The 26,409-nt window shown below is 48.2% G+C and carries 18 protein-coding genes; 8 read left to right on the top strand and 10 right to left on the bottom strand.

Translation table 11 applies throughout. The features are described 5' to 3' along the window. Window positions 1-196: 196 nt before the first annotated feature. The 4 genes from FS818_RS20920 to FS818_RS20905 all read right to left on the bottom strand — a co-directional run bounded on the left by FS818_RS20920 (window position 197) and on the right by FS818_RS20905 (window position 6,879). Window positions 197-1,477 carry an ABC transporter substrate-binding protein gene (locus FS818_RS20920; RefSeq protein WP_145334357.1) on the bottom strand — a complete coding sequence of 427 codons (1,281 nt, stop codon included), beginning with the start codon at window positions 1,475-1,477 and terminating at the stop codon, window positions 197-199. A gap of 141 nt (window positions 1,478-1,618) precedes the next feature. Then, complete coding sequence (locus FS818_RS20915; protein ID WP_260989933.1) at window positions 1,619-2,719, bottom strand: response regulator transcription factor; 1,101 nt, start codon at window positions 2,717-2,719, stop codon at window positions 1,619-1,621. Beyond that, window positions 2,716-4,512 (bottom strand): sensor histidine kinase, encoded by a 1,797-nt coding sequence (locus FS818_RS20910; RefSeq protein ID WP_145334355.1) that lies wholly within the window; start codon window positions 4,510-4,512, stop codon window positions 2,716-2,718. The genes FS818_RS20915 and FS818_RS20910 overlap by 4 nt, the downstream gene beginning before the upstream one ends. A gap of 360 nt (window positions 4,513-4,872) precedes the next feature. Beyond that, window positions 4,873-6,879 carry a beta-galactosidase gene (locus FS818_RS20905; protein ID WP_145334353.1) on the bottom strand — a complete coding sequence of 669 codons (2,007 nt, stop codon included), beginning with the start codon at window positions 6,877-6,879 and terminating at the stop codon, window positions 4,873-4,875. A gap of 419 nt (window positions 6,880-7,298) precedes the next feature. Between FS818_RS20905 and FS818_RS20900 the strand changes: the two genes are divergently transcribed. Then, a complete protein-coding gene (locus FS818_RS20900) occupies window positions 7,299-8,315 on the top strand; it encodes an AraC family transcriptional regulator (protein WP_313960482.1) in 1,017 nt (338 codons plus the stop codon). Here the strand turns inward: FS818_RS20900 and mobA are convergent. Further along, entirely contained in the window at window positions 8,285-8,929 is a 645-nt protein-coding gene (gene mobA, locus FS818_RS20895; protein WP_145334352.1) for a molybdenum cofactor guanylyltransferase, read from the bottom strand. The genes FS818_RS20900 and mobA overlap by 31 nt on opposite strands. 196 nt (window positions 8,930-9,125) lie before the next feature. Between mobA and FS818_RS20890 the strand changes: the two genes are divergently transcribed. After that, entirely contained in the window at window positions 9,126-10,364 is a 1,239-nt protein-coding gene (locus FS818_RS20890; RefSeq protein WP_145334350.1) for an MFS transporter, read from the top strand. Between the two features lie 795 nt (window positions 10,365-11,159). Here the strand turns inward: FS818_RS20890 and FS818_RS20885 are convergent. Then, on the bottom strand, window positions 11,160-12,932 hold the full coding sequence (locus FS818_RS20885; RefSeq protein WP_145334348.1) for a glutamine--tRNA ligase/YqeY domain fusion protein: 1,773 nt from the start codon (window positions 12,930-12,932) through the stop codon (window positions 11,160-11,162). A gap of 282 nt (window positions 12,933-13,214) precedes the next feature. Between FS818_RS20885 and FS818_RS20880 the strand changes: the two genes are divergently transcribed. From FS818_RS20880 to FS818_RS20870, 3 genes are all read left to right on the top strand, one after another. After that, window positions 13,215-13,472: a DUF2164 domain-containing protein gene (locus tag FS818_RS20880; protein ID WP_145334346.1), complete on the top strand. Its 258-nt coding sequence runs from the start codon at window positions 13,215-13,217 to the stop codon at window positions 13,470-13,472. A 34-nt stretch (window positions 13,473-13,506) separates the two neighbouring features. Then, window positions 13,507-14,055 (top strand): GNAT family N-acetyltransferase, encoded by a 549-nt coding sequence (locus tag FS818_RS20875; protein ID WP_090924183.1) that lies wholly within the window; start codon window positions 13,507-13,509, stop codon window positions 14,053-14,055. Window positions 14,056-14,374: 319 nt separating this feature from the next. Further along, window positions 14,375-15,343, top strand: coding sequence for a LysM peptidoglycan-binding domain-containing protein (locus tag FS818_RS20870; RefSeq protein WP_145334344.1), 969 nt, complete (start codon window positions 14,375-14,377; stop codon window positions 15,341-15,343). Between the two features lie 265 nt (window positions 15,344-15,608). Here the strand turns inward: FS818_RS20870 and FS818_RS20865 are convergent, their stop codons facing one another. Next, complete coding sequence (locus FS818_RS20865) at window positions 15,609-16,397, bottom strand: SDR family oxidoreductase (protein WP_145334342.1); 789 nt, start codon at window positions 16,395-16,397, stop codon at window positions 15,609-15,611. A 60-nt stretch (window positions 16,398-16,457) separates the two neighbouring features. Then, entirely contained in the window at window positions 16,458-16,955 is a 498-nt protein-coding gene (locus FS818_RS20860; protein WP_145334340.1) for a GNAT family N-acetyltransferase, read from the bottom strand. Between the two features lie 336 nt (window positions 16,956-17,291). Here FS818_RS20860 and FS818_RS20855 point away from each other — a divergent pair, with 336 nt between their 5' ends. After that, window positions 17,292-18,362: a methyltransferase domain-containing protein gene (locus FS818_RS20855; protein ID WP_145334338.1), complete on the top strand. Its 1,071-nt coding sequence runs from the start codon at window positions 17,292-17,294 to the stop codon at window positions 18,360-18,362. A 118-nt stretch (window positions 18,363-18,480) separates the two neighbouring features. Here the strand turns inward: FS818_RS20855 and FS818_RS20850 are convergent, their stop codons facing one another. After that, window positions 18,481-21,879, bottom strand: coding sequence for a GH36-type glycosyl hydrolase domain-containing protein (locus FS818_RS20850; protein ID WP_145334336.1), 3,399 nt, complete (start codon window positions 21,877-21,879; stop codon window positions 18,481-18,483). A gap of 179 nt (window positions 21,880-22,058) precedes the next feature. Continuing rightward, window positions 22,059-23,048, bottom strand: a complete 990-nt coding sequence (locus FS818_RS20845; RefSeq protein WP_145334334.1) for a LacI family DNA-binding transcriptional regulator — start codon at window positions 23,046-23,048, stop codon at window positions 22,059-22,061. Window positions 23,049-23,636: 588 nt separating this feature from the next. Here FS818_RS20845 and FS818_RS20840 point away from each other — a divergent pair. Together FS818_RS20840 and FS818_RS20835 are read left to right on the top strand one after the other, a co-directional pair. After that, entirely contained in the window at window positions 23,637-25,289 is a 1,653-nt protein-coding gene (locus FS818_RS20840; protein ID WP_145334332.1) for an AraC family transcriptional regulator, read from the top strand. Between the two features lie 103 nt (window positions 25,290-25,392). Continuing rightward, complete coding sequence (locus tag FS818_RS20835) at window positions 25,393-26,388, top strand: ABC transporter substrate-binding protein (RefSeq protein WP_145334330.1); 996 nt, start codon at window positions 25,393-25,395, stop codon at window positions 26,386-26,388. Window positions 26,389-26,409 lie beyond the last annotated feature (21 nt).

Raw genomic sequence — 26,409 nt, 5'->3', positions numbered from 1 at the left:
CCAGCCGTTTCATCTGCTTCGAGACTGTTACGAAATAAAGTACCGCTCATTTGTTGACAAAACCCCGAGCTCAATACGGAACCAAACGAGATTTTGCCAACAAACGCGGATACTGCTTTCTTACAGCTCAACCTTGTTGATCGTTCGGGCGCTTACTTGTGAAGCATCCAGCTTTTATCTGTTAAGCATTCAGCTCTTATTTGTTGACTTTATTGTAGGACTTCCACGCCTTGTCGAGCGCATCAATCACCTGTTGTTGATTCAATTGTCCGGAGTAGTATCCTTGCAGTGCTTTACCGGATTCATCCTTCACGGCTTGTGGGATCGTTGGATCTTGATAAGCTTTGCCTTCGTTAACATATTTCAGGGCGTCGTCTACCCACGGGAAGCTCTTGAACGTATGCACTTTGGCAACCGGATTAAACTTGAGTGCTTCATAAAATGCACTTGAATCCTTGTCATCGAGAATGTAATTTACAAAGTCGAGTGCCACTTCTTTATTTTTACTTGATGACGATACAGCCAGTGACGTGGATGTACTCAGGTTGATTTTGGTATCATCCGGATTGTCGTTCAGCGGCATTGGAGCTACACCAAAATTAATGTCGGGATTGGACTTCAGAATCGTTTCCGCGTACCACGGTCCTTGAATCCACATCGCCGCTTTGCCTGTAGCGTAAGCCGCTGCGCCGTCATCGGCTCCAACTTCAAGCGCTTTATCCGTTCCGTTGGCATTGACGAGATCGAACACATCAAACAGGGCTTTCATATCCGAGAAGGAAGCTTCGTCCTTGTTCATTTTTTCCACGAAGTCCTTGTGCTCTGTCTGTGTCAGCGCCCCTACAGTGAGTGGCAGGAACAATTGCGGCACCCACGCTTCTTTGTAAGAAAGCTCAAACGGTGTAATGCCAGCTGCTTTCAGCTTCTCTACAACCGCTTTCATTTCTGTCAAGGTCGTTGGAACCTCAAGTCCTTGTTCCTTGAAGATATCTTTGTTGTACAGATAACCCCATGACAAGGTTTCAAGCGGAACCGCAACCACTTTGCCGCTTGCATCCGTTACCGAAGGTTTGACCGAATCCAGCAATTTATCTACAAAAGGTTGGTTAGACAAATCTTCCAGATATCCGGCTTTGCTGAAAGGTGGAATCTCATTCACTGCGTGCAAAGCGAATACGTCTGGTGCATCGTTAGACGCTAGTCTTGTTTTCAAAATCTGAGGCGCATTATCTGCTGGCGGCATCTCCAGTTGTACGTTCACCTCGATGTTTTTGTCTGCTTTTTCTTTGGCCTTGAACTGTTCTATATATTTATCGTAATGTTCTTTCAGCCTTGGTTGAGCAATGAATACTTTGAGGTTCACGGTGCTGCCTGCTGCGACTTCGTTCTGTTCATTATCCGTGCCTGCATTCGAGCCGCAACCTGCGAGCAGAACGCTGACCAGTGCCGCACTTACAACGCTTTTCCATACTTTCATCTCTTATGACCTCCCGGTGTGACTGGTTTGTCTTTCATAGGCTCATTATATATCGCAAAATGTAAGCGCTTCATTGGACAAAATTAGACTCTTCCATTGGATTATTTTAAACCTTAATCCAAGCAACATTCCCCGAACGAATCATTCGGGGAATGGGTTAGACAACTTATGCTGGCCCTTGCGCATCTCTCCGGGTGACACACCAAAGTGCTTTTTAAATACCCGATAGAAGTAGGACACATCTTCATATCCGGTCATCTCGGCGATATGTTTGAATGGAATCTGATCATCCATCACCCACTCTTTTGCTTTGGTCATCCGAAGCTGGACCACATAATCGGTCACATTCACGTCATACTCTTTCTTGAAGGCTTTGCTCAAATATTCCTTACTGACAAAAAAGATCTGGGCAAGCTGCTCCAGCGTAATCATCTCCATGCAGTGTTGCTGCATATACTGCCTCACATCTTCCAGATTCAGTTTGTTCTTATACTTGCGCTGGGCAATTAATTGTTCCAGCGCCTGATAATAGGAAGCGGATATCCATTCCACAGCTGCCCGGATCGAACCCAGCGTTGATGCAGGAGGCAATACTCCCTCTTTCGGGCGATCGGACAGCCCATTGGACATACATAGCTCGTCCAGCATATTCTGCAGCTCATAGACAGCACGTCCAAGCTGGCGAGGTCTGCGAACCTCGTTTTGTTCCAGCTTCTGCTCTAATCGATGAAACCATTCCCGCAGACTCGTCAGGTTCAGGTCGTTAAAGCGCAGACGTGCCTGCTGCTGGAACAGAGAGAATTCACCCGCGAATGAAGCCGGATAAGCTTCCCATACTTCTGGTGCCGCAGTGGCTTTATCCAGTTCACGACTACATTTCGCCAGCGTAGCATTTAGTTCATCCGGGTTCACCGGTTTCAGCAGATAATCAGCTGCACGATATCGAAGGGCGTGTTTGGCATAATTAAAATCATCATAACCGCTTACCACAACGACCTTAATCTCCGGGTACTGACTGCTCAGCGTCTGCATCAGCTCGACACCGTCTGATCCGGGCATACGCATATCCGTAATAATAAGATGAGGTTGCAATTCCTTGACCATCTGTATCGCCTGTTCTCCATCCTCTGCTTCACCGCAGACAACCAGGCCGAGCTCATTCCATTCGCCAAGATTGCGGATAATATCCCGATTCCACGGCTCATCATCCACCAGCAGCACTTTATAGATCTCCTTGCTCACAAGGACTCGCCTCCTGTTGTGCAGGGGATCGTTACGATCACTTTTGTTCCCTGCCCAAGTTTACTTTCCATACGCATACCGTAATCGGGTCCAAAATGCATCACCATTCGTGATGCGGCATTAAGCAGTCCAATACTCGTGCCTGAACTCCATACCCGATCGGTATGCCGCGTAATGCGCTCCAGTTTCGATTGCATCTCTGCGAGCCTATCCGGCTCCATACCCATGCCATTATCACAAATTTGAATGGTCACCCTGCCCTGTTGCGGATCACAGAGCACTTCGATGCCTAGCTTCCACTCCCCAGACTTTTTCTCCAGCCCATGCAAAAATGCATTTTCAACAATAGGCTGCAAGGATAACTTCGGAATATAACACGCTCGGAGTTCTCCCGTAATTTCCAGCTTATATTCAAGCCGGCTGGCAAAACGTTGCTTCTGAATCAGCATATAATGCTCCAGTTGATCCAGTTCAGATTGCAGAGGGACAAGGCCGTCCGGCGCCCGTACAATATAACGGAACATTTCGCTTAAAGACCGAATCACCTTGTAGCTGTCTGCCGGTTTTTGCGAATACACCATGCCGCCGATCATCTGCAGTGTATTTTGTAGAAAATGAGGATGAATCTGGGATTGTAACGCTTTAAGTTCGGCTGTTTGCTTTTCAAGATTCATCAAATAGTTGTCCCGGATATGCTCCCGGATCCGACTAGCCATGCCGTGCAGATTTTTCTCCAGTAGACCAATCTCATCCACTCGTCCGCTACGCTCTACTTTACGATCCTTGATCAACTGGATACCCTTCATGGAATTCGCCAGTTTGACGATAGGTTTAGAGGTTCGCCAAGCAACCAGTGCCGCCAGAGCTACAGACACTACGGTTGCCACTCCGCCCACGACAAGTCCATACTTCATCGTTTCCAGTGCACTCTCGTTAATGACATGATCCGGTACGATCTTAATCACCCGTAACCCTGTCGACTCAATATCGTGATAGAAAATATATTCCTGTGCTGTGCGAATAAAACCTGCGTTATTCTTCGTTTCACTCAGCTGCTTCAACGCTTCATCCGATGGCTGGATGGAGGAGTTCGGTTGATATACCGGATGACCTGAACTATCTCCGATATAGGCTGTATAATCTCCCCTGCTGTCGAGCAGTTCAAGCGTCTGATTAAACTCAGCCCATTTGATCTCCAGACTGATTGCCCCGATCTGAGCCTGATCCTCAAAGCGGTTCATGCTACGAGTCATATGGAACTTTTGCGAATCTATCGGATCATTGATAATTGTAAAATCTTTATGCTCCGCAAATAGCTTATGATACCCTTGGGGAATATCCGCAACCGTCTTAATTCGGGATTCCATGGAATTGAAGGTGAACAGGGTGTCCTGCTCCTTCAAGTACAGTTCGACCCCAAACACATAATTGCCGGCAGAATAGTACACACTGTTCAGCATATTAAAAACGGCCTTTTGTTCGTCAAAACGGCTGGAGGCCGGTGCTTCCCGAGTTAACGCCAAATACTGGTGCAATTCATCACTGATCTGAATGGAATAAATAATATTATTCATGCGGGTAAACTGTTCTGCCAAATAGACGGAGGCCCAATTCATATTGACCCGGTTCGTATCCATAATCTCGGCTTCCATGGAGGAACGTGCATTCTCCGCAGCTACCGCAGTCATCACTATGACCGGCAGTACAGCGACCAGGGTCATGGTAAGTATCAATTTATTGCGAATGCTGCGCTTGAAAGGATCGATCAGCCGACGGTAGAATTCGTTAAACACAGCGCATCCACTCCTGAGCTAAAATAAGACAAACGCCCCGGCATCAAAGCCGAGGGCGCCATGGTCTTGTTATTTTTTTTCGGAAAATAGGAAGTAAATGTTGAACCAAGATTTTACACAGGCCACTCCGATGACAGAATCACCTGGAGAGTAGCGGTTATCCCCGGATTTTTTTCATTCCTTTTTCCAAAAGGGAAAATCCGGGGATAAGCCTATGCTGCCGATGTAGCTTTCTTGCAGAAAGCTTTGAGGCGATCGCTTCGCTTTTTCAGGTTTTTTCTGTCCTCTCCGTTAAAGTGTAAAAGAACAATTCAAAGTCTTCTATTTTCCTTGGGAACTTAAAATCTGCACTATTATTCCCTAGTGTTGCTCGATAATGCGTACGCCCCACCGTTCCAGCGTGATCTCCTGCCCAGCAGTAATCGAATCCCCTGATAATAGCTCTGTCCCTTCGCTATGCGGATTCTTGAAGGAAACCGGCTCATCCGAATAGTTGAAATAGTAGCGAATGTTCTGCCCCTGATCGTTCACACCTGTCTTCACAATGAGTGGAAAAGCAAGCTCCTGATCGGCTCCCCATACATCCGCATCCTTCATCACACGTTCCAACACCTTGCGAATGACAGCAGCACTTGCATAACAGCCAACATATGTTGCTTTGCCTTTACCATAGTTATTTTGCGTGATCGCTGCATATTCTCCCCAGTGTGGATGATCATACCAAGCGAGCACCTCCGCAGTCGTCGGTGTAATCAGCTCCATCCAGGTGTGCACCTGATTATGCTCTTCACCTACGCCAAACGGATCATCCCGCAGCCCGACATGCTTCGGCTCAACAAACAGGTTGTAGCTAATCCCACACGCTTCACTGATCAGTCCAGGCTGACGCGTAGAGCGAACTTTGACGTGCTCATTGGCAAAACCGCTTTTGAACGAGTACACGATATGTCCGCCGTCATGGACAAATTGATTTAGTTTTTCCAGCAATGCATCCGAAGCCGCATACAGGGCAGGCACCACAAGCACATCATAATCTGTATAACTCTCCACGGAAGGATCGATCAGATCGCAGCCAATGTTCATTTTATACAGCTCATCGTACATCCAGCGCACAACGTCGTTGTAGTTCTTGTCACTGGTAAAGTTAAAGCCAAACCACTTGATGGAGGTCAATGCCTCGTTACTGAAAAGTACAGCCACCCGATTTGTTTTCTTCAGATTCACCAGCTTGGGACTCAGGCGAGCAAAATCGCGACCAATTGTCTGCGCTTCGTTATACACCGGATTCGGTTCAAAATCATGGCTCAGCAGGCCTTTCCAGTAGGTTTCAAACGAATTGTGAAGCGAGTGCCAATGCCAATACGCGACCATATTCGCACCTGAAGCCAAATGGCTAAAGGCCTGTAATCGCAACTGGCCCGGATAAGGAACCCAATGCCAGAATGCCTGCGCTTCAGTCTCCAGAACCAGATAATTGGATTGTTTCGTGGAACGCGCCACATCTCCTCCGAACGAAATTTCAATTCCGGTTAACTCGTCTTGGGAAGGATGATAGATATCTACACTGGTGATGTCAAAAGGCCGGGATGCCGCAAAATGATCCACATCCCCCTGAATGCCGTAGGAATACCCCCGCCATTCAAAGTCAAAGTTCTGGGTAACAAACTGGCCATCCTGTTTGTACTCATTCACAATCCCAACTTGCCACGCCAGGAAATCCGTGACTAATTGACGCTGGAACTTGGCAAACTCAGCCCCAAGGCTACCGTTAATGGTACCCACAACGGAAGGAAAGTCTTCCCAGCTGTTGATGCGGTTACTCCAGTAGTCCAGCCCAAATTCTTTGTTCAACTCGTCCAGAGAACCGAACTTGTTCCGCATAGATTTAACAAACTGTAACTGCACATTGTCTCCAGCTGTGTTGTAGTGTTTCGTTTCATTGTCTGTCTGATATCCGATGACAGCTGGATGCTTACTCACACGTGAGATCAGCTTGCGGATGATGCGCTCTGCATAGAACAGATACGTCGGATGAGTGATGTCCATAATTTGTCTTGCCCCATATTTCCCAGGGCCTTGTGCTGTTGTTGCCAGCACGTCCGGGTGCTCCTTCACCATCCACGTCGGAACAGCATACGTTGGTGTGCCTACGATGACATGAATTCCTGCCGCATGCATCGCATCCAGCACCCGATCTACGGAAGTGAAATCAAACACGCCGTTTTGCGGTTCATGCGTACTCCATGTCGATTCAGCGATACGCACCACATTGATGCCGGCATCCTTCATCATCTGAATGTCCTTGTCCAGTCTCTCATATGGCATATATTCATCATAATAGGCTACGCCGTATAATAATTTGTCCATGAAATAGTCTCCTTTGAGTGAGGTATATATAAGAGAAACCCGTCCTATTTGCACGTCCACTACAATGACAGAATAACCTTCCATTCGCCCTTATCCCCAGATTTTTTTATTCCACTTTCTCAAGGGTAAAATCCGGTGATAAGCGTATGCTTTCGAAGTAGCTTTCTTTCAGAAAGCTTGTAAGCGACCGCTTCGCTTCTCCAGGTTTTTTCTGTCCTCTCCGTTTCTGTGCAAATGAGTTGTTTAACTTGTATAACGTTATTGGAAATTTGACACGTTCCCGCCATTAATGTTAGCGTTTACATTAATGTTAGTATCGCTATGTCGTTTGTACAGTGTCTGTTGATATTATCAGGATATCCGTTGATATTAGGATGTTTGCGTTAAACTGATTATAATGAAGTACATGCATAGTGCCGATGGCACAAGGCGAGTATTTTTTACCCTTTTCCGAGGTGAATGTCATGGATAACCGTTCGCAGCTTCGAGAGATGCCCTACCATACGCTGGCACACTGGCTTCCGATTATCGATTGTAACATTAAATTCTATGGCGCTCATAGCCAGCAAGTTCCCCATGGGTGGGCCATGCCTGAGGAGACACATCCGGGCTTTGAGATCATTCTGATCATTCAAGGGACGCAGGAGAGTGTAATTCATGGCTACACGTATACGGTGGACGAGGGCTCTATTCTGCTCATTCCGCCGGGATTCAAACATACCAATGCGTGCATCTCCGCGGAAGGCATGACCTATTTTAGCGCACATTTTAACGTGGATGATCCGGTATTCACCCTAAAACTCATGTCCCAGCGTAGCAGAATCTATGCCGCCGGTACGGGAGATAATATGAAAATAAGAGCCGTGCTTGAAAGCTGGATGAGCATGATTAATATGGCCGAGGCTTATTCGTCCACAGACAAATTACTCATGCAAGCACGGATGTTTGAACTGTTTGCGCTGTTATCTCAGGCAGCGGAGAATGTCCCGGAATCCACCATTCCGGTTGATGCTGCTCATGCTCCTGCTCCGACAGCCATGCATTACGCAGGAGCGATCGCCGAAGCGATCAAACAGGCCTTCCATGCCCAGTTACGATCACGGGATGGCAATGTTTCTTCGGTCAAAGTCGAGCAGGTCATTGCATCGTTTGGCATCAGTCCAGGATATGGTCTACAGGTTTTCCGCAAAGTATTTGGTCATTCTCCGCGAGCCTACCTGTCCAGCCTGAAACTACAGGAGGCCAAGATGCTGATCGAGCAACCTGATCTTTCGCTTGGGGAGATTGCCATAAAACTGGGTTACACCCATTTGTCTCATTTCAGCAGACAATTCAAACGCTGGACAGGCCAAAGCCCTCTTCTCTATCGAAATCAACATGCAGAGAATAGCCGGAATCCCGTTGCTCAACGTTCAGAAGAAAACTCGGAGCGCTGAAGACGAAATCGTATATTTTCGAATTCATCGGGAGTATTCATATTGCTCAATTGTAGTGCGGCATGACCAATACCCACGTGCTCCAGTTCGTTTATTTCGGCAAAATGGCAACCGATCTCTTCCAGCCAGCGAATGACACGCAACCGATCATGAATAAGACACTGCTCCAGCTCGGGAAGTACACGCCTGTGGTAAACCCCTGCAAGGGGATGAATGCGTCCTTCTATTCGCGGAACGATGGCGTTGCTTGTAGAATACTGCTCTGTGAGTATCTTCATTCCACTGAAAAAAGAGGTTTGCAGAAGCGGCATATCGCAGGCACTAACCAGATTCCACTCTGTGCGGGAGGCACTGAGTGCTGCGTGGAGACCAGCAAGTGGCCCCTTGCCCGGGTAAACATCCTTTACGCATTCGAAATCCTCATCCCCCAGTGCGTTGTAGATGGCTTCGTCCAAACCTGTTGCCACTATAATTCGGGATACGGCGGGCCTGATCGCATTACTTATATGAGTTAACACGGCTGAACCATTCAGTTCGAGCAGTGCTTTGTTCGCTCCCATTCGGTTAGACTGTCCGCCGGCCAATATAATGCCTGTCCATTTTTTAGCGTCCATAGCACTCTCCTTTTCCCGTAAGAACCTGATTTATATATCACTCTAAATTTATACGGAACTCATAGAGCACAGATCCATACATACGTTTCGTTGCATTCGTTCTGGGTTAGGATACACCTTTAATTCATATATTCTATACGTTGAATCCCCTTTCAACAAATGATACATTGAACAATATGATTCGATTCGGAAAGGAATGGCTCATTTGGACAGATTTGCACCTGTGAGAGGCACCTCGTCGCTGACCTCTCTGAAACTATATAACTTTTTCATCTACGGAGCCATTTCGATCTTTGCCGGATTCCTGCAGCTCTATCTTCAAGAGATTGGTATGACCAAACTGGAGATCGGCAGCCTCATGGCCATCGGTCCTTTTGTATCTCTGTTTGCCAATCCGTTCTGGGGGTTCTGGAGCGATAAGTCGCGCAATATCCGCATTGTGCTAATGATGATGATGGGAGGCACCTTTGTGCTTGCACAGGGTGTATTTTACGCGCCCTCATATGCCTGGATCTATGTAGCCATGATTTTCTTTTATTTTTTCCAAAGTCCGTTATTTGCTCAGACCAACAGTCTGATTCTCGGTTATATCGACGGTACAGGTCAGAAGTTCGGATCATTTCGGCTCTGGGGCTCTCTGGGTTGGGCGCTGACTGCAGTTGCTGCCGGGCCGGTTATTGACCGTTTTGGCGTGAGCAGTGTATCCATTATTTTTGCATGTATGATTGCTGTAGCGTTTATATTTTCTGTACTCTTGCCAAGGCAGCCCATTGCTTCCGATACCCCGATCGTGACGTTCCGGCGGTTCGGCAAAGTGATGTTCAATCCGTATTTCATGATTTTTATCGGTCTTGGTGTGCTCGTTTCGGTCCCCAATGCCATGAACAGTACATTTATGTCTCTTTATATCGTAGAGATGGGCGGCGACAAACAGATGGTCGGCTGGGCCATTTTCACATCCTCTATTCTTGAAGTGGGTGTGTTCCTGTTGCTGGATCGGTTACTGAAACGCAAAATGAGTATACTGCTGGGCTCTCTGATTCTGATTAGTCTGCTGTTTGCCCTTCGCTGGCAGCTCATGGCGCTCGCTAACAACCCGATGGAGGTTGTCTTTATTCAGCTCATGCACTCGGTCACCTTCGGCGGTTATTTCTATGTGGGCACACAACTGACAATGCTGTTTATTCCAAGACCCTATCGCTCCTCCGGGCAAGCGGTGTATACGATGGCATGGGGCGGTCTATCCGGCGTCATTGCCGGTCTGTTTGGCGGCTGGCTATTCCAGAGCTTCGGCGCAGAGGTGATGTACAGCATTGGTGTCTTCTTTTCCCTCATCGGCGCAGCGGGCTTTGCTATTATGTGGCTGTGGAACCGTCGTAATGGATACCAGCCAACAGTGCTGACCGAGATGGGCAATATGGATGAAGACAAGTAAGTGGGGATGTGGCTGACCACCCTCGCATGAAGCAGAGCACTGTGTGCTGGGAATTGCATGCAGTACGAGCAACATGAGTTCAGTAGATGAAGTAATTGGATGAGGTAACTGGATAAAGTAAGTAGTTGGAGGAAGCAGTTGAGGTAAGTAGATGAAGTAAGTAGATGGAGGATGTAGTTGAGAAGTCATTGAACAAAAGAAGCTTCCCGTTCTAGCGTTTTGGTCCCTGCGGAAAACCGAGCATTCCTGTAAAAATTAGTGGTAACTCTCGCGGCTAACCGCTAACGATCACCACGAAGCTTATTTATGCGATTTTTAGTCATTTCATATTCTAACGATCACCAGAAGCCTTATTTCCATTCAAACCGGGGAAAACAGGGTGAAAAAACTACATTTTCAGGAAATAAGCTCCGTACGGATCGTTAGAATTCAGAAGTGCCGAATAGTAGGCAAATAGCGTTCCCTGTGATCGTTAGAGTAGTATCCATACTACCAAGGAAGACATCCCCGCTATATCAAAAAACAAAGAAGGGCGTCCCGTCATCTTAAGGATGAAGGAACGCCCCTTTTTAATGCCTTTTGCAGCTTGGCAGTCTTGAAACTTCGTGCTCTAACCAAACCCTTCAAGCATTCGACGGGTGAATTAACGTCATGGTTAACGTGGGTTCACCCACCAGCTCTGTCTCATGCTACTATTTCCATCTATCTCATGCTCTTATACGTCTATCTCATGCTCTTGTGCGTCTCTCACACTTTCGTATGTCTACCCGATCCTCGTACCCTCGCGTATCTACCTTATGCCTTCGGCAATTGGAATGAGCTTTTCAGCGATACGACACGGTTGAACACCGGACGGCCTGGTTCCGAGTGCTTCGGATCAACACTGAAGTAGCCGTGGCGGAAAAATTGGAACTTGTCCTGAGGCTTAGCTTCTTTCATCTCCTGCTCCACGAAGCCGTGAACGATCTCCAGCGAGTTCGGGTTCAGCTGATCCAGGAATGTTTTTTCCGGTTGCTCGAACGTCTCTGCTCCAGCGCCAGTCACATCGGCCTCAATCTCAGCCCCTGCTACAGCGGCAACCACCTCGGCCTCCGCTTCTGCTTCCGGTGCTTCTGCCGAAATCAACGGCTCGTACAAACGGAATTCTGCGGGTACCGCTTGAGTTGCCTCTACCCAGTGAATCGTACCTTTCACTTTACGCCCCGTAAAGCCGCTGCCACTTTTTGTTTCTACATCATAGGTGCAATGGATCTCAACAACATTGCCGTCCGCATCCTTGATCACGTCATTACATTTAATGAAATAGGCATGTTTCAAACGAACTTCGTTGCCAGGGAACAAACGGAAGTATTTGTTCGGCGGATTTTCCATAAAGTCATCTTGCTCGATATAAATCTCGCGGGAGAACGGAATTTGGCGGTTGCCCATCTCCGGATTTTCCACGTTATTTTCGGCTTCCAGCCACTCCACTTGTCCCTCAGGATAGTTGGTGATGACCACTTTGAGCGGATGCAGCACTGCCATCGTGCGCGGAGCTTTCAGTTTCAGATCCTCACGAACAAAGTGCTCCAGCGTTTGCAGATCGATCACGCCTTGGCTCTTGGAAATGCCTGTTTCGAATACAAAATCACGAATCGCTTCCGGTGTGTAACCCCGGCGACGCAGACCCGAGATCGTTGGCATGCGCGGATCATCCCAGCCATCCACGTGGCCCTCATCCACAAGCAGTTTCAGTTTACGTTTGCTCGTTACCATCTGGGACAAGTTCAGGCGGCCAAATTCGTATTGATGCGGCTGGCTTTCCATCTCACATTCCGCGATAACCCAATCATAGAACGGACGTTGATCCTCAAACTCCAGGGAACACAGGGAGTGAGTTACGCCTTCAATGGCATCTTCAAGCGGATGTGCAAAAGCGTACATTGGATAGATGCACCATTTGTCGCCCGTATTATGGTGGTGTGCGTGAGAGATACGGTAGATGACCGGATCACGCAGGTTGATGTTAGGCGAAGCCATATCAATCTTGGCGCGCAGCACCTTTTCCCCGTTCTTGAATTCGCCTGCACGCATACGTGTGAACAGGTCGAGATTCTCTTCTACCGAACGCTCGCGGTACGGGCTGTTTTTGCCCGGCTCGGTTAGCGTTCCGCGCATTTGACGGATTTCGTCGGCGCTTTGGTCGTCGACATAGGCTTTACCTTTTTCAATAAGCAAGACCGCACGGTTGTACATCTCATCGAAATAATCCGAGGCAAAACGTTTCTCGTTCCACTCGTATCCGAGCCATTTCACGTCTTCCTGGATGGAGTTCACGTACTCCACGTCTTCCTTCACCGGGTTCGTGTCATCAAAGCGCAGGTTTGTCTTGCCGCCGAACTCGCCGCCCAGCGTAAAGTTAATCCAGATCGCCTTCGCGTGACCAATATGCAGATAACCGTTCGGTTCCGGTGGAAAACGGGTAATAACTTCCTGGACTTTGCCCGACCGGAGGTCTTCGGTAATGATATTTTTAATAAAGTTAGGTGGGGTTGTGAATCGGTTGTCCACAGTTATCAAACCTTTCATGAATGGATTGGAGCTTGCAAAAAGTACAATAGTACAGCAATTCCGGGTAAAATTCCTTAATGACGAAACCATTTCCTGAAAATATCTTCTTTCATGGAAAGTTTCGTACGCGTTTCATTTAAATATACCTTTTACGGGGAAGGAGTTCAATAAATAACAGCATCAAAATCGGGATCATACGCATACGCCACCCGATTCAAGTTAGGCCCAATACCATTTTGACGAGTTCGCACGAATCATGTAGCATATGGGTAAAACTAATTTTAAGGGAGGGTTTCCCAAGTGAACGCGCTAAAACTGACCAAAGAACAGCAGGACGAAGCCATTCGCACGATCCAGTCGTATTTTGAAGAGGAACGCGGCGAAGAATTGGGCGATCTGGCGGCATGGGGCGTCCTCGATCTGTTTATGACCCAGCTTGCTCCCTACATATATAATCAGGCGCTCAGTGACGCACGCACAACGGTAAACCAGCGCATGGCCTCCATGGAAGAGGATCTGTTCGCCCTGGAGCGCAAATTGCCCCGGTCTCCCCGCTAATCTACCTATTATATAAAGAAAGAAGGTTGCAATCATGTTTACCTATTCATTGGATGAATATACAGAGCTTCGCCCGCTTTTGATGGAGCACACCAAACCGCTGTTTGAACTGACAGACCGTTCCCGGGATCAACTGAGACATTGGCTGCCTTGGGTAGATCAGGTGACCGACATTGAACATACATCGAGCTTTATCACAAACGCGTTAAAACAAGCTGCGGAGAACGGCGGCTTCACAGCCGGCATCTGGTTAAAAGGAGAACTGGCAGGTATCATCGGTTTCCACGAGATCAACTGGACGAGCCGTTCGGTAAGCATCGGATACTGGCTTGGCAAAGGATTTGAAGGACAAGGCCTGATGACCAGTGCCTGCCGTGTCCTTGTAGATTATGCCCTCGTGACACTGGATCTGAATCGGGTCGAGATTCGCTGTGCCACCAACAACAAACGTAGCCGTGCCATTCCGGAACGCCTCGGCTTTGTGCTTGAAGGTGTCATTCGCCAGGCGGAAAAGCTGCCTAAAGGATATGTCAATCATGCGGTATACGGCATGTTACAGCATGAATGGGAACTTTTGCGATAACACAGCCTTACATAATGGACATAAACGGACTGATATAATATTTTCATAAACAAATTCACATCACGATCAACCGAAGTATATACGTATATTCGAAATACACTCGATTACACTGAAATAGCTTATCATCCTATATCACCCTAATCCGCTTGCCCTTCGTCTGTGACAGCACCTGCCCCATAGATGAGGGGTAATTGTGGTTAATACGCCATTTTTTACTTCTCCTTAAGGTTGAACTCATCTCTGCTTCATGCTCGGTGCCTAAGATAGCGTTGTGGCTGTATAACCACAAACTCTATTCAAGGAAGAAGGATGATCACGGATGAAGAAAACCACAACATCAAAGGCAGTCAAAGTAACCAGCGCTTTAGCTTTAACACTTGCACTTGGCGGGGGCTTGGTGGCAACAACTGCGGTTCATGCAGACCCTGCGGCGAAAGCATCCGATGCACTCCAAAATAAACGCACCGCCCCGATGGGGTCCCATATATTAAAACCACCTGGCGAAGCAGAACGGGGACTTGGACCATGGTTCGGGCCTCATGCTGAAAAAGTACTCTCTGTTCTGGGCATCACCAAAGATGAATTGAAAGAAGCTCTGAAAGCAGACCAGTCCCTTGCTGAAATTGCTGCAGCAAAGAATGTTGGGACACAGACGCTCATTGATAATCTGGTAGCCACGGAAAAGAAAGAGTTGCAACAACAGCTCACGGAATCCAAGATCACACAAACCCAATATAATGAACGTTTGGCCGCTCTTACGGAACGGGTGAGTGAACTCGTAAACGAAAAACCATCCGCATTACGCGCGAAAAAACCAGAACATCCTGTACCTGGAAAAGGTTTGCCTGGACGAGGTTTTGGACCTGAAGTCGATCGCAATCTGGACAAGCTCGCGTCTTTACTTGGAGTGACCACCAATGAATTAACTTCATCACTCAAAAAAGGGGATACCCTCGCAGCCATTGCATCTGCCCAGAAGGTAAACGTGCAAACCCTTATTCAGCAATTGGTAACCGATAGAACAACCGATCTGCAGCAAGAATTGAAAGACGGGAAAATGACACAGGCTCAATATAATGAGCGTGTATCCGACCTATCCGGGCGAATTACAGACCTTGTCAACGGTACTCGGCCATCAGGGGGACCGGAGCATCACCATGGTCCTCGTTTGAAAGACGAGTCCGGCAACCCAGTTCAACCTTTGCCGGAGAACGACAAGACAGACAAAGCGGGTACGACAGATCAGGCAGGTACAAGCACTTCTGATCTTAGTAAAGATCCTGCGTAACACCCCTTTGAACGTAGTAATACCCCTGTGTAGCCAACCAGTCGACCAGTTAGTGCTTTAATGAAATATTAAAGATACACCAATGTCACTAGCCGGATTTTCGGGCAAACCCAAGAACGATAAACCGATCATAAACAGAGCAAACGTGGAATCTTCCTTAGCTCTGCATTCCTACAGGATGCTTCCCATGCCAAGCCCCTCCTTCCCACGCTGTCAGCAGCGGTGAAGGAGGGGCTTTAATATTTATCAGGTACATATCGACCTTTTAGAGTGCACGCACCATGCCGCCATCCACAATTAATGACGTTCCGGTTATGTAGGTGTTAGCACCGGATAACAGAAATACGACGGCTTTGGCGAACTCCTCCGGCTCACCGTAACGTCCTAGTGGAATCTCCTTGCGGAACTGTTCAGCGATCTCATCTTCACTGACCCCGTTCTGTTCTGCCCGCGCCGTGTCCAGTTCACGAATACGATCTGTCGCGATACGTCCAGGGGATACCGTGTTAATGAGAATGCCGTACGGTGCAAGCTCCTGAGAAAGCGTCTTGGCAAGACCAAACACACCGGTACGGAACGTATTGGATAAAATCAGACCCGGAATGGGCTGCTTCACCGACGTGGAGGCAATGTTGACGATATGTCCTCCGTTTGACTTCATATACGGAAGCACACCGCGAATCAGCCTCACATAACTAAGCATGTTCAGTTCAAATGCTCGCTCCCAATCCTCGTCGGTCAGCGACTCGAACGTACCGGAAGGCGGGCCGCCAGAATTGTTAACCAGAATGTCGATCTGCCCCAACTGCTCCGCTGTCTTCTCGATCAATGCTGTAATGTCTTCTTTGCGTGTTACATCCGTTGCGACATATTCGACACGTCCACCGCCGCCAAGGGAGATTAATTCTTCCTTCACTGCAGCAAGCTTGTCTTCGCTTCGGCTGGCCAACATCACATCTGCACCTTCCAGTGCCAGCTGTGCCGCAACGGCTTTGCCCAGGCCTCGGCTGGAGGCCAGCACCAGTGCTTTTTTACCTCGAAGTCCCATATCCATTGTTTATTCCTCCTCAGCCAAGTTCATTTGCCCATTCCATCAGCTAACTGTTTAAACAGCCTATACGTCAATAAAATAAGCCATCAAAATATCGTCCACATCCCTGCCACCGATTCTGAACTCGGAAACGAGCCTGCCCTCGGTTACAAACCCACATTGTTCATAGAAAGCAACCGCTCCCGGATTGCTCGATAACACACGCAGTCTGAGCTTGCGAATGCCCTGCTCCAACGCGTGCTGCTTCATCGCTTTCATTAGAGCTGTTGCCACACCAGAGCGGCGAAAATCCGGGTGAACAGCAATATGGATTTCATAGACATGCCGATTCACTGGCATCCCTGTAGGGGGATGGAAGCCCACGTATCCGCATACCTGATCTTCTTGTACCGCAATGAGCTGACTGCCTGGGGGACAATATTGCAAATACTGTTGTCTGGATCGCCATTGCATGGGCGCAGGCGATGTGGACGCATTCCAGACGAGCATATCCAGCTCCATCAACTGGTTCGCATCTTTCATCTCGGAAAGACGGATATCATACGTATGACTGGTAAGCATGCCGATTCAACCTTTCGTATATCATCTTTCAAATATGATTTATTTCGCCTCATTTTGCTATCTTTTCTCGTGTATCTTGCTCTGCTATCTATTGTAGCATAGCCACCGGGAGGACTAAAATTCCGCTTCCGTTTGACCAAACCGTGAAAGATTAGAGCACACTACGACTTGCCCGATGCCATAAGGCATTCTCTCTGGCTTCCGGATCTATAATAAGAAAATCAGATGACAGTGTACTTCGAAAAATTACTTCACCTTGCCGTAACGTCATGGTTTATACTTGTTGCATTGTATTTGTGTGAATAAAGATTCCACACCGTAAGGAGGTGCACTGGATTGAATATCAAAGAAGCCGCTTCCCGGCTGGGGATTTCCGCAAGAGCCATTCGTTTTTATGAGGAAAAAGGATTAATTCAACCTGCCAAGCAGGTCAGCAACGGATACCGCACCTATACGGAGAATGATATCTGGCGTTTGCAGACGATTGCAGCGCTTCGCGAGATTGGCATGTCGCTGCAGGATATCGCCCATGCGCTCGCCGAGATCGATCAAGGCAATCGGCAGGGACTGGAAGAATATCTGGAATTGCAGCAAGCTGTGATGTACGCCCAATGGGTAGAGTTGAAACGTATGATGCATACGACTCAGCGGATGATCGATCTGAACCGTCAGAACGGAGCGCTGGACGTCAGCCATCTACATGATCTGGCAGGCAGTGCACGCCGTCTGCGGGAAGCAAGGCAGAACTGGCATGACCGCTGGAATTACGATCAGCAAGCAGCTATCCATGATCAGCGGGTTCAGACAGCTTCGCCACAAGCAGACAAGCCCTTCAACCTGTACCACAATTATGATGAGGCTTTAGCACAAACCGTACAGTGGATCTCCCCTGTACCTGGAGAAGCTGGCTTGGACATTGGCACTGGGACAGGCAATCTGGCTGGCAGATTGCTTCATCAGGGTGCTGTCATGACCGGGATTGATCAATCCCGGGAAATGCTTCGGACATGCCGCCAAAAATATCCGCAGATGCAGGTGAAGCTTGGTAATTTTCTGGCCTTACCTTTTGCCGACCAAACCTTCGACTTCGTTGTGTCCAGCTTCGCCTTCCATCATCTGGCCCCGGATCAGCAGCAGCTCGCTTTGGAAGAAATCCAGCGTGTGCTCAAAGTCAGCGGCACAAGCCGAATCTGTCTTACGGACCTGATGTTTGCGGATTCCGCCCACCGTGATGCTTATAAGAAGCTCGCTTCCACGGCTGGAGATGCAGAACAGCAGCGAGCGCTTCGCGAGCGCCATTTCCCATTGCTGGACGACGTGTGCTACCGGCTGAATCATCTGGGCTATGAGACCAAACATATACGACATAATGAATTGCTGCACACCATACTTGCAGTGCCGCTGTGATAGCGGTTGTCTAACAACAATCTCCAGCGTAAACACGCATGATATAGGAAAGAGCCAACCCTCGGAGAGAAGGTTGGCTCTTATTGCCGATCTTGCTGGAGTACAGCAGATGGCTATGTTACATATAAATATCGACCACAGTACGCTCAGCCGCACCGCTTGCTTCTTTGAACGAATCCAGCGAGATGCATACCCCGCCTTGACGATAACGGTTCGCTGTACGCTCCCCTTGAATATCTTGGCCATTCACCGTTACACGGCTGACAGCTCCCTCATTCAGGTGATAGATAAACGTCACCGGCTTGCCTGCATATTCAAAGTCGAATTGCATACCGTCCAGCTCAGCTGGCAGTACCGGGTCAATGACCAGATTACCGCCTTCCTGACGAATACCGAGTGCATTCGAGATCAGTTGGTTCATGTAGATTCCAGGACCGCTGGAGTAGATTCTCCATCCGCCTTTCACTTCTACCGTCCCTTTGCGAAGCTGGTCAAAATGTTCCTGCGCCTCGTAGCGGGTGTTGAACTTGCCGTCTGAACTACTGAAGTACGCGTTCGCCTGGCGAATCTCCGCGTTAGGCACAACCTCGCGGATACCCACCGGGTTGATCATCGCCAGACCGTTCCACACTTGATCCGTTTTCCCCAGTTTCGCCATCGCTTCCACGTAACGGATGTGGGCATGCACGTATTGCAAACCGATCTCACGTCCGAAGTTGGATGCTTGCTCCGCACGTTTGAAGTGTGTGCTCACGCCGCCTGCGTATTGCGCAGGACGGTTCATCAGACGTACGCCATCCGGGCAGAGGAACTGCTCACGAATGAGCGCATAGTGCGCTTCAGCCTGCTCTGCGTTCAACAGCTCACCGATCATGCTGCGTGTCATTGGCAACAGACGATATTGGATGCCTGTCTCGGTATCCGTCGGGTGCAGCATCAGCTTCGCCTGATCCGCCTCTTCCATGTACACAAAGCCTGGAATCACGTCTGTGCCCAGCATGTAACGGTTGAAGTCCTCACGGATGCCCTGTGCGAGTTCAGCAAGCTCCTGCGCAAAAGCTTCGTCTTTAGACTTCAACGCCTGTGACAGCACGTTCACGGACTGATATGTCAGAGCTACCGTCCAGCTGCTCACCATGTATTGCTTGAGCTGTGCATTGGCTGGCTGGAGAGTATCATCCCAGTCCCCGTCTCCGTAGGAGGACAGGAACGTATCGTGCAGGAAGTGGGCACGGATGTATTCGATCTCTTTTTTCGCGTGCTCCAGCACCGTTGCTGTCTCTTCTGTGAATCCAAAGCTGTGTTTTACCGTATAAGGTACCTTCTCGTCCAGAATCGCATAATCACGAGTTGCAGTCAGGTAATCTGCCAGCACTTTCAGCGGCCATACGATGATATCGCCATGGCTCTCTTCCTGCTGAATCGCAAAGTATTTGTCAAACATAAACCATTGCGGCCAGTTGCCATCATCTTCGTATTGGTGCGTGTACACCATTTTGATGATATCGCGAACCTGCTCATATTTCTGAGTGGCCATGAAATACTCTACCGGACCTTGGCACACATCGCGTGTCCCCCATGCTGCGCCGCCGTACTGCTCCAGACCGTGAGGTACAGAGTAGTGAACCAGCATATTGTGGGTGTACCACCAAGCAAGTGCGTTAACTTTGAACAAATCCTCCGCATCCTGGCTCTCGCCGCGAGACAAACGGAAACCATTCATGACACCCGCAAAGAACGCACGGTATGCCTGCACTTCTTCTTCAAAAGAAAGAGTAGAAGTTGCTGTGTCAGCACCAGCAGTCGCCTGACCTTCCAGCACGCCCTGAACCTTGAGCGTCCATTCCGCAGTCTCTTCTAAACTTAACGTTACGAGCGAAGCAGCACCGCTGCGAACACCGCTGGCAAGCAGTGTTTCATCCCCGGCTTGTACAGAGGCACCTTCAACCGTCATACGGTACTCCAGCTCAGGATACGTTCCTGCACTTAGAGACTTCGAATCCGCTTTGAAAATCAATGTGCTACCATCCTGCGTCATGTGCAGTGGATATTCGTACTCATTCACGTTCATCGTAATCTGGTTTGTCACCAGGTAACGATAAGCTTTGCCACTTGCAGAGCGCACATTCATGCGTACTTCTGTAGAATGCGTCGTTGTGTAATTCGTCACGATGAGTGTATCGGACTCCATTTTGTAAATCCAACGGGCATAGTTAAACCCAATCTCGAACAGGGACGGCATCGTCAGCAGACGATATTGTCCATCGATCTCTACATAAATGCGTTGTCCGGCCGTTTTTGGCACGTTCAGAGCATTGCGGGCATTACTGATCATTTTATTAAAATTGGTGTTGCCGATTACAAGCTGCGAGTTGAACATTCCGTACATATACGAAGTAGTTGTAATAACCTGCGCTCCAAGTTTTACATTACCACCGCTCATGAGGATATGTCCGTGTGGACGCTCCACCAGCAGTTCTTTGGCTTTCAAAACGATATGCTCGTAAGATTCGGTAAAGAAGGATAACAGTTGATCCCCGCTACGTTCTTCCTGATGACGGTCAGGGTACAGCTGGTTAATCTCTTCCTGCGTCAGATCCAGTGCCGCCAGTGGTTCACCCAGAGATGAGGAAAGTTTCACCTGTTCAAACACTTCACCTTGTTCTGCGCTCAGAGCCTGAACTTCGTTCCATGCTGCTGCAACTTCATCTCCATACTCCAGTGCGGTAATACCCGATGCATGGTTAGCCTTCGCCAGTCCGTAGAAAACAACCTGTGCCTCACCGTTCAGTTCGAGTAGCTCGGATTGCAGTGCAGTATAAGCAAACTCATACTGGTATGTCTCGTTAGCCAGTGTTGGACGGCTCAGACTTTCAGGTTGATTGGTTTCTTTGTAAGACAGTCCGAAGAACTGGAATCCATCCGTGGAGTAACCCACTGCTTTCGTTAGGGAGCCTTGTTGCATGTAAGGGAAAACGCCGCCCTGCGGCTGATTCTGACGAGAGCATACCACATACCCTTTTGTCTCATCTTCAAATACCGTATGGTCAATGTATTGTGACAGATAAGCTTCATTACTGCGCACCGCGCCCGGATCAGCGAGTCCCACATCTTGTCCATAGACCACATCGACACGCTGCTGTTGTCCTGTAATCTTCACATCCCAGAACCAGATTCCTTGCGGTGCAAGCGTAAATACAACTTTATACTGGATCGCCTGTCCTGCATGCTTCGGTTGAACACTGCCTGTCCAGATCAGCTGACGGTCAGCATGTGACTTGCTCGTGGATACCTGGCTGCCAGAATGCACGCCCAGAAGCGGGAACGATTGAATCTCCCCATTTTCCCCGTATACACGCAGGTACAGATTATTCAAAGACCCATCGATCGGGTTGCTAAGCAGCTGATTCAGCATCGTTGTACCGGAAGTGGCTTGATACAAATCTCCACTGTTCAAAAAAGTAAATGTGACTTCGCCGGCTGCTAGACGAATCGTTTCATTCATGGTTGTTTCCATCTCTCTATCACTCCTTAAATTAGTTTACTACCTAAAATCGAAACGTTTCGATGTTTTTGAAAAAGAATAGGGCTCCCTTTGAACCGGTCGTTCCCGACCCGTCCCAACGATAACCCTCATGTTGTAACTCATCACATTCACAAGCAAGTCATTCTTCTTGTCATTATGTAGTCCTGGTCTTAAGAAGAACCCACAGAACCACGCTCCACCAGATCAATCGTTAACGTATAGGATGGATTAACGCTCTCCCCATTCAACATCTGGAACAGCAGATGTCCAGCCAGTGATCCTGCCTCATGCTTCGGCTGACGAATCGTTGTCAGCGGCGGATGAACATATTCGGACAGCTGTATGTCGTCGAAGCCGATGACTGAAATGTCTCCAGGCACGGAGATGCCGCTCTCTTCAAAAGCCTTCAGCCCGCCAATGGCCATCTCATCATTTCCGTAAAATACGGCGGATGGAAGCTCTCCCTGCATAATCATCATCTTGGTTGCACTAAAGCCGCCTTCGCGTACAAAATTGCCGTTCAAACGCCACTTTGACTTCTCTTCGAGCCCAGCTTCCCGCATCGCTCGCAGGAATCCTTGATAACGCAGTGCATTATCATAGGAGTTGGATGGACCGCTGATATATGCAATGTTCCTATGACCACCTCTTATCAAACGACGGGTTGCAAGGTACCCCCCCTGCTCACCATCTACCAGCACATTGGTCAGATGATCACCGGACAGCTGACGATCCATGACAATAATCGGGAAGCGTGATCCAGCAGATTCAACCAAGATGTCATCATGGATGTTGTGAGCCAGGATAATGGCCCCATCTACCCTCTTTTCACGCAAAAAACGAACCGCTGTTGAATCCCGGCCACCCATGGAGCTACAGGCAATAAGATCATACCCGTTCGCTAGTGCTACATCCTGTACACTGCGAATCAGCTCGGAGTAATACGGTCCCGACAGGTCTGTCAGGATCAGCGCAATGGTATTGGTCCGACTCCGTTTCAAATCCATGGCAAAGCCGTTCTTTCGGTAATTCAGTTCTCTTGCTGCCTCAAGCACCTTCGCTTTGGTCTTCGCACTAACTTTACTGTCCCCGTTCAGTGCATAGGAAGCAGTTGAGAGCGCTACACCCGCCAGCTTTGCCACATCCTTGATCGTTGCCATTCCTCGTTCGTCCCTTCTTACTTAACTCTTCCATTACTATTTTATCTTATCAGACAGCAGGTATTGAATAAAAACCAACACCTTGCAGTCCCATTCACTGCTCCAGTCGTGGTTATCATTCATAATGATGCTATGCCGTACCCGCTCATGGCACTTCTAGCTATGCTTCCTCAAGTTCGCTTATCCATTTTAACTTGCCGCTCATAATCGAAACGTTTCGAGGTGTTTCCAAAAAAATAATTCAGGCTTACTTTTCCTAGCTCCCTACTTGTTTACAGGCGAAAAGATGTTAGTAAAACGCGCCTTCTTAGAAGGGGACTTTGCATCCTTTGCGACAAAAACATTAGTCAATCTACCGTAAGTGCTAGATTGAAACGTTTCGACATTATCATTATAGTCGCTGGTGATAGCGATTTCAACCATTTTATCTAATTTCGCAGAAATAAGTACAATTTTCGACCACTTGTCCACGAAGTCTTGTTTATCATATATACTGCATAATAGTTCAAATTCATCCATTTGACCAGCAGAAGAAGTACGATGCAGTGTTACAGCTCTTCCAAATCATAATAAGGAGAAGGTTATGTCATGAAAAAAAAACAGCCTGCCGATCCAGTCCACGAACATTCCTGGCTCGCATCCTTACCAGATATAAAGCCTATTCCGGAAGCTCTATTCAAGCTGATACATTTCGTTCAGCTTCACGATTTTGAAGCATTGGCCCAGATTGAGGACTCCTGGAGCAAGCTCCATGTATTGTATGTCATAACCTCAGGTCAGGTCAGACTCATTGGAGCAGAGGGCAAACTGACATTAACTCCCGGCTCCGCATTTATTCGCCGTGCAGGCCGCCTGTTGCAGCATGACCGCTACCGAGGTACGCTCTCGCCAGTACAGGGCATCGCCATCGCTTTCGATTTTACCGATCAAGAACAGCGCTTCTGGCCGTTTGGGTCCCCAGCTCCACTATCCAGCCACTTGCTTGTTGAGAAGGCAGCAGAACTGGCCCAGATATACATGTCAGGACAAAATACAAGCCTGTTCAGACCGCATATTCTTTTCTATGAACTTCTGGATATGCTTCAGGAGCAAACCGCTCTTGTTCCGCAACCAGATCACTCTTGGCTGGATGGTGCACTCCGCTATATTCATGAAATGTATGCGCACCCTCTCACACGTGAGCAACTGGCCAAGGCAGCGAATGTGAGCCCCGAACATTTTTCGCGGGAATTTAAGCGGTATACCGGATTTACCTTCATTGAATATGTATCCCGTTTACGGATCAGAATGGCCCAAGAACATCTGCTATTGGGGAATCCTACATTACAGGAAGTGGCTAGACTGATCGGATATAAAGATTCGTTCTATCTGAGCCGCAAGTTTAAACAGATCGTTGGTGTAGCACCGAGTCATTACAGGCAAACACCGAAGAAAATCGTCTCTCTGACCTTCAACTACACGGCTTCCCTGCTGGCACTGGGCTGCATTCCCCACATAGGTGCTGTTGCAAGCTGGATGGAATCCGATCTTGACGAGCATGTACAACAGCAGATGAGGCAGTATGGGGAGCATGAACTGTTAGCTTATCCGCAGTTAATTGCAGAGGTGAATCCCGACATCATCATCGGTTATGCACCTCATCCAGTGCTGAATGAATTGCGAATGATCGCGCCAACCATTCTGATGCCCTTTGAAGAACTGGACTGGAAGCAGCAGTTTATACAGATCGGTCGAATTACAGGTATGGAGCCAAAAGCTCAGGCTATTATTCACCGTTATCACCAGTTGGAGCATGAAGCCAATCAGACTTTGGACAATCTAATGGGTGAAACCCGAGGTTCAGCGGTATGTTTATTCCTGTATGGGGAACAAGGTGCATACGTCTTTGGTCATAGTTGGGGCAGAGCTTCCCATATTCTATATGAGTCTCTTGGATTTCAACCACCGACACGTATGCTCAAGGATGGGCGGCTGCCAAACGGATACATCCATGTGCCTCTGTCCGATATTCATTTGTATGCCGCAGATCACATATTTATAGCCTATCCTGAGGAAGCTACAGAACAACAAGCCGTCCATTTACAGATGAATTCAACATCATGGAGCAGCCTTGCGGCCATTCGTAACGGTTGTGTATACGAAATTGATACAGACATGTTCTACGGTTTTGACCCTCTATCCATGGTAAAGCAGCTAAAAAACATGATGCATCATTTCACATCACATCTATCCATGTCTTAGTGATCATCGTTGTCCATGTACAAATCAGACATCTTCCTCTATGTTATTAATGAGAATAATAATCATTATTATTTACGAACTATACATAGGGAGGAATCAGTACATGTATGCTTTTAGAAACAGATTCTCTGGCTTGCTGCTTATGCTTGCCATGCTTATGATCCTGGCCGCTTGCGGTAGCGGAGCAGGAACAGAAGTCACACCCGGAACTTCCGAAGCCAGCAAAGACTCGTCGTCCGGTTCGGCTACTTCTGATGCTAAACGAATCTACAAGTCCTTAAGCGGGGATGTAGAAATTCCGGCGGAGCCCAAACGGATTGTTACAGACATGTACGTAAGTGATCTGCTGGCAATCGGTGTGAAGCCCGTTGGCGCTATCCAATATTACCTAGAGAACCCGTTCTATTCGGACCAGGTGGCAGGTATAGAAAGTATCGGTGATCGGAATGCTGTATCCATGGAAAAGGTTGCTGCCTTGAATCCGGATATGATCATTACCTACTCTAACCAAGCTCAGGAAATTGAGAATTATCAAAAAATCGCACCTACCGTAGTTATTCCTTACGGTACATTCACAAACGTACCAGATGAGATCCGTGGCTTCGGAGAGCTCATGAACAAATCCGAAGAAGCCGAAGCTTGGCTGAAGACATACGACGAACGGATACAAGCCGCTCGCACCAAGGTGAAGGCGGTCATCCGTCCAGAGGAAACCTTCTCGATCCTTGAAGTATCGGACAAGAGTTATTATGGATACGGAGACAACTTTGGTCGAGGAGGACAAGCCGTTTACCGTGCCTTGGAACTTGCTCCGCTTGAACGTACCAGAAAAGAACTGATGGGCGATACCCAATGGAAAGAGATTTCACGTGAAATTGTTGGTGATTATGCAGGCGATCATGTTTTCCTGACCGTTAGTGTGAATAATAAAAATTATAAGGGTGATTCTGTCTGGAAGTCCCTTCCTGCGGTAAAAAACAATCAGGTGTATGAATTGCAGGAGGATCGGTACTGGTACTTTGACCCGATTGCAATCCAGGGTCAGGCTGAAGAATTAGCAGATATGATTGTAAAGCGTGCTGAGCAGAATCGCAAATAAGGCAATCATGAATTCCAAACG

Origin of the sequence: Paenibacillus xylanexedens (assembly GCF_007680605.1) — a bacterium.
GTDB classification, from domain to species: domain Bacteria; phylum Bacillota; class Bacilli; order Paenibacillales; family Paenibacillaceae; genus Paenibacillus; species Paenibacillus xylanexedens_B.
Note: the sequence above shows the minus strand (reverse complement) of the source record. Positions and strands in the feature narration are given on the sequence as shown.